At 71.8% G+C, this 6,044-nt stretch carries 5 protein-coding genes; 3 read left to right on the top strand and 2 right to left on the bottom strand.

The features are described 5' to 3' along the window. Window positions 1-71 precede the first annotated feature (71 nt). On the bottom strand, window positions 72-1,367 hold the full coding sequence (locus ACFWFI_RS40310; protein ID WP_387400541.1) for an LCP family protein: 1,296 nt from the start codon (window positions 1,365-1,367) through the stop codon (window positions 72-74). 119 nt (window positions 1,368-1,486) lie between these two features. On the opposite strand from ACFWFI_RS40310, the gene ACFWFI_RS40305 reads away from it, so the two are divergent. Next, complete coding sequence (locus tag ACFWFI_RS40305; RefSeq protein WP_387400539.1) at window positions 1,487-2,035, top strand: acyl-CoA thioesterase; 549 nt, start codon at window positions 1,487-1,489, stop codon at window positions 2,033-2,035. A gap of 127 nt (window positions 2,036-2,162) precedes the next feature. Here ACFWFI_RS40305 and ACFWFI_RS40300 read toward each other — a convergent pair whose 3' ends face one another. Beyond that, window positions 2,163-3,290, bottom strand: coding sequence for an Lrp/AsnC family transcriptional regulator (locus ACFWFI_RS40300; protein ID WP_387400537.1), 1,128 nt, complete (start codon window positions 3,288-3,290; stop codon window positions 2,163-2,165). A 59-nt stretch (window positions 3,291-3,349) separates the two neighbouring features. Between ACFWFI_RS40300 and ACFWFI_RS40295 the strand changes: the two genes are divergently transcribed. Together ACFWFI_RS40295 and ACFWFI_RS40290 are read left to right on the top strand one after the other, a co-directional pair. Next, complete coding sequence (locus ACFWFI_RS40295) at window positions 3,350-4,600, top strand: M20 metallopeptidase family protein (protein WP_387400535.1); 1,251 nt, start codon at window positions 3,350-3,352, stop codon at window positions 4,598-4,600. A 4-nt stretch (window positions 4,601-4,604) separates the two neighbouring features. After that, window positions 4,605-6,029 (top strand): MFS transporter, encoded by a 1,425-nt coding sequence (locus ACFWFI_RS40290; protein ID WP_387400533.1) that lies wholly within the window; start codon window positions 4,605-4,607, stop codon window positions 6,027-6,029. Window positions 6,030-6,044 lie beyond the last annotated feature (15 nt).

Below are 6,044 nucleotides of genomic sequence, written 5' to 3'. Positions count from 1 at the left end.
TCTGGAGGGAACAGGCTGTGGCCCCCTCACCCGCTGACGGGTGAGGGGGCCTCTTGCGGACCGGGTGCCGGTCAGTTGCCCTTGACCGTGACCTTCTCGTCGTTCTTCAGCTGCTCCACGAGCTGCTTGACCTTGTCCTTGTCCCAGACCAGGTTGCCGTTCACGCTCTGACCCGTGAGCGGGATGTTCATCGACGTGCCCTCGCCGCCCGTGACGCCCTTCATCGCGAAGAACATGTTGCCGAGCGACCAGAGCGACATGTCCTTGTCCACGACCAGCGTGTCCAGGCCCGCACCCATCGTCGGGTACAGCTTGAACGGGTTGAGGATCGTCGACGGGGTCGCCGTCTGGGAGGCCAGGGCAGCGAGGAACTTCTGCTGGTTCTTCGTGCGGTCCAGGTCACTGCCCGCGAACGCGTAACGGGTGCGGACGAAGGCGAGGGACTGCTCGCCGTTCAGGGTCTGCTTGCCGGCCTGGAAGTCGGCGCCGGACTTCTTGTCCTTGAAGGCCTTGGGGATGTCCATCTCGACGCCGCCGATGGCGTCCACGATGTTGGCGAAGCCGCCGAAGCCGATCTCGACGTAGTGGTCGATGTGCAGGCCGGTGTTGAACTCGACCGTGCGGACCAGCAGCTCCGGGCCGTCCTCGGCGTAGGCGGCGTTCAGCTTGGTCGTGCGGCCGGTGCCCTCGAACTTCTTGCCGGACTCGGAGCCGACGAAGGAGGGGATCTCGACGTTGGAGTCGCGGGGCAGGGAGATCAGCGTCGGGCCGTTCGAGCCGTCGTGCAGGATCATCATCGAGTCGGTCCGCTTGCCCTCGGCGGAGCCGGTGTGCAGCTTCTTCTTGTCCTCGTCCGTCATGCCCTCGCGGCTGTCGGAGCCCACGACCAGGTAGTTCGTGCCGTCGCCCTCGGAGGGGCGGTCGATGACCTTGGAGAGGTCGACCTCGCGCTTGAGCTTGCCGTCGGCCCAGAAGTACGTGCCGACGGAGACGGCGAGCACCACGACGACCAGCGTCAGTACGCCCACCTTGATGCGCCGGCCCCAGTCGGGGGCGGCGCGGGGCTGGACGTAACCGCTGTCACCGCCGCGGCCGCCACTGTGACCACCGCCACCGTGTCCACCGCCACCGTGTCCACCGCCACCGTGTCCGCCGCCGTAGACCTGGCCGGTGTTGTAACCGCTGTCGTAGCCGGGTGCCTCGCCGTAGCCCTGGCCCTGCTGCGGCGGGATACGGGGCGGGGACTGCGGCGGCGCGGGGCGCCGCCGGACGTGCGGCATGGCGCGGGCGCTCTCGGGCTGCGGGTTCCCACTGCCCCGGCCGTAGCGCTCGTCCGGTCCGTTCCGTCCTTCGGGCCAATCGCTCATGCCGACCAGTGTGCCGTCTCGACCTGTGCCTCTTACAGGGTGTACGGGGGATCGGGGCATGGCTGTTGCGAAGCTGATGCAATGCAACCGGGGGCAAGCCCCCGCATAAGGTGGACGACATGACAGATCAGCCCCAGCCACCGGAGGACGATATTCCGGTCAAGCCGACCTCGGCCTCGCGGACCACCCTCAGCCACATCATGACCGGCAACGACACCAATCTCCTGGGTACCGTGCACGGCGGCGTGATCATGAAGCTGGTCGACGACGCGGCGGGGGCGGTCGCCGGCCGGCACTCCGGCGGGCCGGCCGTGACGGCGTCCATGGACGAGATGGTCTTCCTGGAGCCGGTCCGCGTCGGTGACCTTGTTCACGTCCGCGCCCAGGTGAACTGGACCGGCCGATCCTCCATGGAGGTCGGCGTCCGCGTCATGGCCGAGCGGTGGAACGAGTCGACCCCGGCCCAGCAGGTCGGCAGCGCCTATCTGGTGTTCGCGGCGGTCGACGAGGACGGCAAGCCGCGCCGCGTACCGCAGGTGGCCCCGGAGACGGAGCGCGACAAGCGGCGCTACCAGGAGGCGCAGATCCGCCGCACGCACCGCCTCGCCAGGCGGCGCGCGATCAAGGAACTGCGGGAGCAGCGGGCCGCCGAAGGCATCGACGACTGAGGGCGCCGCACGCGAAGGGGTGCCGCTCGCGGGGGATCCGCGACCGGCACCCCTTTCGCATGCCCCGGATACCCGGCGCAGACCGATCGTCGGCGCTTCGTCCCCCCGCTGAAGACGTACGTCCCGGTCAGCGTGGGACGCGCAGCCGTTCCAGCAGCGCGTCCTCGGCTCGCTCCGCACCCGGCTCCTCCCAGAAAGTGACGGGCACGCCCCTGATGTGGCGGCCCCGGGGGTCCAGGACATGGCCGGCGATCTTGAGCTGCCAGAGGGCCACCGCCCGGTCCGCGACGGCGAGTTCGGGGAAGCGGTCCGCCAGTCTGGCCTCGAACGCGCCGATGTCCTCGGCGGAGCGCAGCCACACCGTGAGCATCAGGTTGTGCGGGCCGGTGAGTGACGCGCAGAGCCGGGTCTCCCGCATCCGGATGAGCTGGGAGGCGATGCGTGAGGTCTCGCCGGCCGGTGCGATGCCCCACAGGGTGACCGAGATCGGCCAGCCGGAGAGGTAGCGGGCCACCTCGCAGCGGTAGATGAGCGCGTCCTGCCGGTGCATGCGGTCCAGCCTGCGGCGCACGGTGGTGGGGCTGACGCCGAGACGCTCCGCGAGGCGGGCCGCCGACTGGCGGAAGTCCTCGCTCAGCAGCAGATAGAGCCGGGTGTCCAGCGAGTCCGGGGCGGGCAGGCCCCGTCGGGGCATGGCCGGCGCCCGGTCCTTCGCCAGCAGGTCCTGGCTGTCCGGGTCCAGCCGGTCCAGCCGCCAGCGGCTGCCTTCGGTGTGGACCGCGGTCGCCGTCTGCGACCGGGTGGCCGACACCCCGGGCAGCCGGCCGAGGCGGAAGCCGACGTAACGGGCCAGCATCGCCAGGTCGGGGAAGGCTGCGGTGAGCACCAGGTCCCGGGCGCCGGTGACGTGCTCGATGGTGATCAGGTGCGGATCGTCGGCGATCTCCGCCGCCACGTCGTGCAGCGCACCGGCCGCGCAGTCCACCTCGATGAACGCGATGATCGGCACCGTCGGCCCCACCGCCACCGTGTAGCAGCTGAGCCAGGCGTGCCCGGCCTCCGTGAGCCGGTTCCAGCGGCGGGCCGCCGTCGAGGCGTCCACCCCGAGCACCTTCCCGATCTGCGCCCACTCCGCCCGGGGAGAGGTCTGGAGCGCGGTGATCAGGAGATAGTCCAGCTCGTCCAGCGGCTCGGGCTGCTCCGTGCGCAACAGGCGCTCGGGGAGCCCGGTGGATTCGTGCGTCGATCGGCTCATGAGGAGCGCTTTCCTGCGGACGATCATGGATGAGGGGTCTGGCTCCGCACGATACGCCCATGTCTTTGCTCCACGAGGCCCGTGACCTCGCCCCCGCCCTGACCGAACTGCGCCACGCCCTGCACCGCGAGCCGGAGCTCGGCCTCGACCTGCCGCTGACCCAGGCGAAGATCCTCGCCGCGCTGGACGGCCTGGGTCTGGAGATCCGGACCGGTACGGCACTGAGCTCCGTGACCGCCGTGCTGCGAGGCGGCCTGCCCGGACCGGCCGTCCTCCTGCGCGGTGACATGGACGCACTCCCTGTCCAGGAGGACACCGGGCTTCCGTACGCCTCCGTCCTCGACGGCCGGATGCACGCGTGCGGCCACGACCTGCACGTCACCGGGCTCGTCGGAGCCGCCCGGCTGCTGGCCGCCCGGCGGAAGGAGCTGGCGGGGGACGTCGTATTCATGTTCCAGCCCGGCGAGGAGGGCCAGGGCGGCGCGCAGATCATGATCGACGAGGGCGTCCTCGACGCCGCCGGGGAACGGGTCGTCGCCGCGTACGCCCTGCACGTGATCTCCACCGGCGCGCCCACCGGATTCGCCGCGACCAGGCCCGGCCCCATGCTTGCCGCGTCGGACGCGGTGGAGGTCACGGTGCGCGGGCGGGGCGGGCACGGCTCCTCACCGCACTCCGCCGCCGATCCGGTGCCCGCGCTGTGCGCGATGGTCACCGCGCTCCAGACGGCCGTCACCCGGGAGATAGACGTCTTCGACCCGGCCGTCGTCACGGTCGGAAGGATCGAGGCGGGCACCGCGGCCAACGTCATCCCGGAGACCGCCAGGTTCGCCGCCACCGTGCGCACCTTCTCCGACGCCTCCCACGCACGTGTACGCGCGGCTTTCGAACGGACCGTGCACGGCGTGGCCGCCGCCCATGGCGTGAGTGCCGGGATCGACTACGTCGAGCAGTACCCGCCGACCGTCAACGACGCGGGTGAGGCGGCGTTCGCACTGGATACCGCGCGGCAGGTCCTGGGCGAAGGGCACGTCTTCGAGGCGCCCAAGCCGATGGCGGGGGCGGAGGACTTCTCCTTCGTGCTCCGGAAGGTGCCCGGCGCCTTCGTCGGTCTCGGCGCCTGCCCGCCCGGCACCGACCCGGCCACCGCCCCGATGAACCACTCCCCGCAGGCCGTCTACGACGACGACGCCCTGCCGCACGCCGCCGCACTCCTCGCCGGGCTGGCGCTGCGCCGGCTCGGCATCCCGCTCGCACCGGAGACCGGTTCCTCCGCCGAGGCCACGCCCGCCCCCGCCCCGCAGGAGTAGCCCCATGACCGCCACCGCCACACCGCCGCCGGACGCCCCCACCGAGGAGCCGATGCCCGCTTCCGTCACCGCCGTCGTCGGACTCCTCGTCCTCTTCGAGGTGACCAGCGGCTTCCTGCAGGTCGGCCTCGCCCCGCTGCTGCCCGACCTGGCCGATCACCTGGGGATCGGCTCGGCCGCCCTGAACTGGGTCGTCTCCGTGCAGCTGCTGGCCGCGGCCGTCTGTGTCCCGCTGTTCGGACGCCTCGGCGACCTGTACGGCCACCGGCGGCTGCTGCGCGTCGCGCTGGCGCTGATCGCGGCGGGCACCCTCGTCGTCGCACTCGCCCCGGACTACGGGACGCTCCTCGCCGGCCGGGTGCTCCAGGGGCCGATCGCCGCGCTGCTGCCCCTGGAGATCGCCCTCGTACGGGACCGGCTTCCGGTCGCCGACGCGCGGCGGGCGATCGCCCGCCTGGTGGGTGCTCTGACGCTCGGCGCGATGGCGGGCGGCGTCGTGATGGGACTCGTCGACTCGGCCTTCGGCAACCTGCGCCTGACCCTGCTGGTGCCCGCCGCGCTGGCCGTGGTCTGCGTACCCGTCTCCTTCGTCGCGGTGCCGGAGTCCCGGAACAGGGCCGGCGGCCGGGTGGACTGGACCGGGGTGGTGCTGCTCGGCGGCGCGATGGTCGCACTGCTCGGCGGGGTCTCCGGGGCGGAGAGCGGCTCCTGGGGCTCCGCGCGGGTCCTCGGACCCGTGGCGCTCGGGATCGTGCTGCTGGCGGTGTGGGTGCTGGTGGAGCTGCGCAGCTCCGAGCCCTTGGTCGACGTACGGGCGCTGGCCGACCGGACCACCGCCCCGTTCTACTGCGCGGCGTTCCTGTTCGGCGTCTTCTACTTCGGGAGCCAGGCGCCCAATTCCACCTTCTACGCGGCGGACCCGGAGGTCACCGGATACGGGTTCGGGCTGAGCGCGCTGTCCATCTCACTGGTCCTGCTGCCCGGGGCGGTCGGCAGCGTCGTAGGTTCGCTGGGCACCGCCGCCGTCGCCCGGCGGATCGGCTACCGGCCCACACTGATGGCGGCCTTCGGGCTGGTCGCCCTGACCTTCCTGCAGTTCGCGTTCCTGCACGAGGAGATCTGGCAGATGGCGGCCGGGTCCGCTTTCACCGGCCTGGGGATCGGGCTGGCCCTCGGCGCCATGCCCACGGTGATCGTCGAGGCTTCCGATCCGTCCAGGACCGGCATCGCCGCCGCGCTCTACAACAACGTGAAGACGCTGGGCGGGGCCGTGGCGGGCGGGGTCTTCGCCGCCCTGCTCGGTGCGTTCCTGTCGGAGTCCACCGGCGAACCGGGCGAGGGCGGCTACGCGGCTCTCTGGCTGGCGGCCTCTGCCGCGGCGGTCATCGCGCTCGCGGCGACCGCGTTCTCGCGGCGCCGCGAGGGGTGACCTCAGTTCTCCCGG

Source organism: Streptomyces sp. NPDC060209 (genome assembly GCF_042728155.1).
Lineage (GTDB): Bacteria > Actinomycetota > Actinomycetes > Streptomycetales > Streptomycetaceae > Streptomyces.
This window is presented reverse-complemented; position numbering and strand designations above follow the sequence as displayed.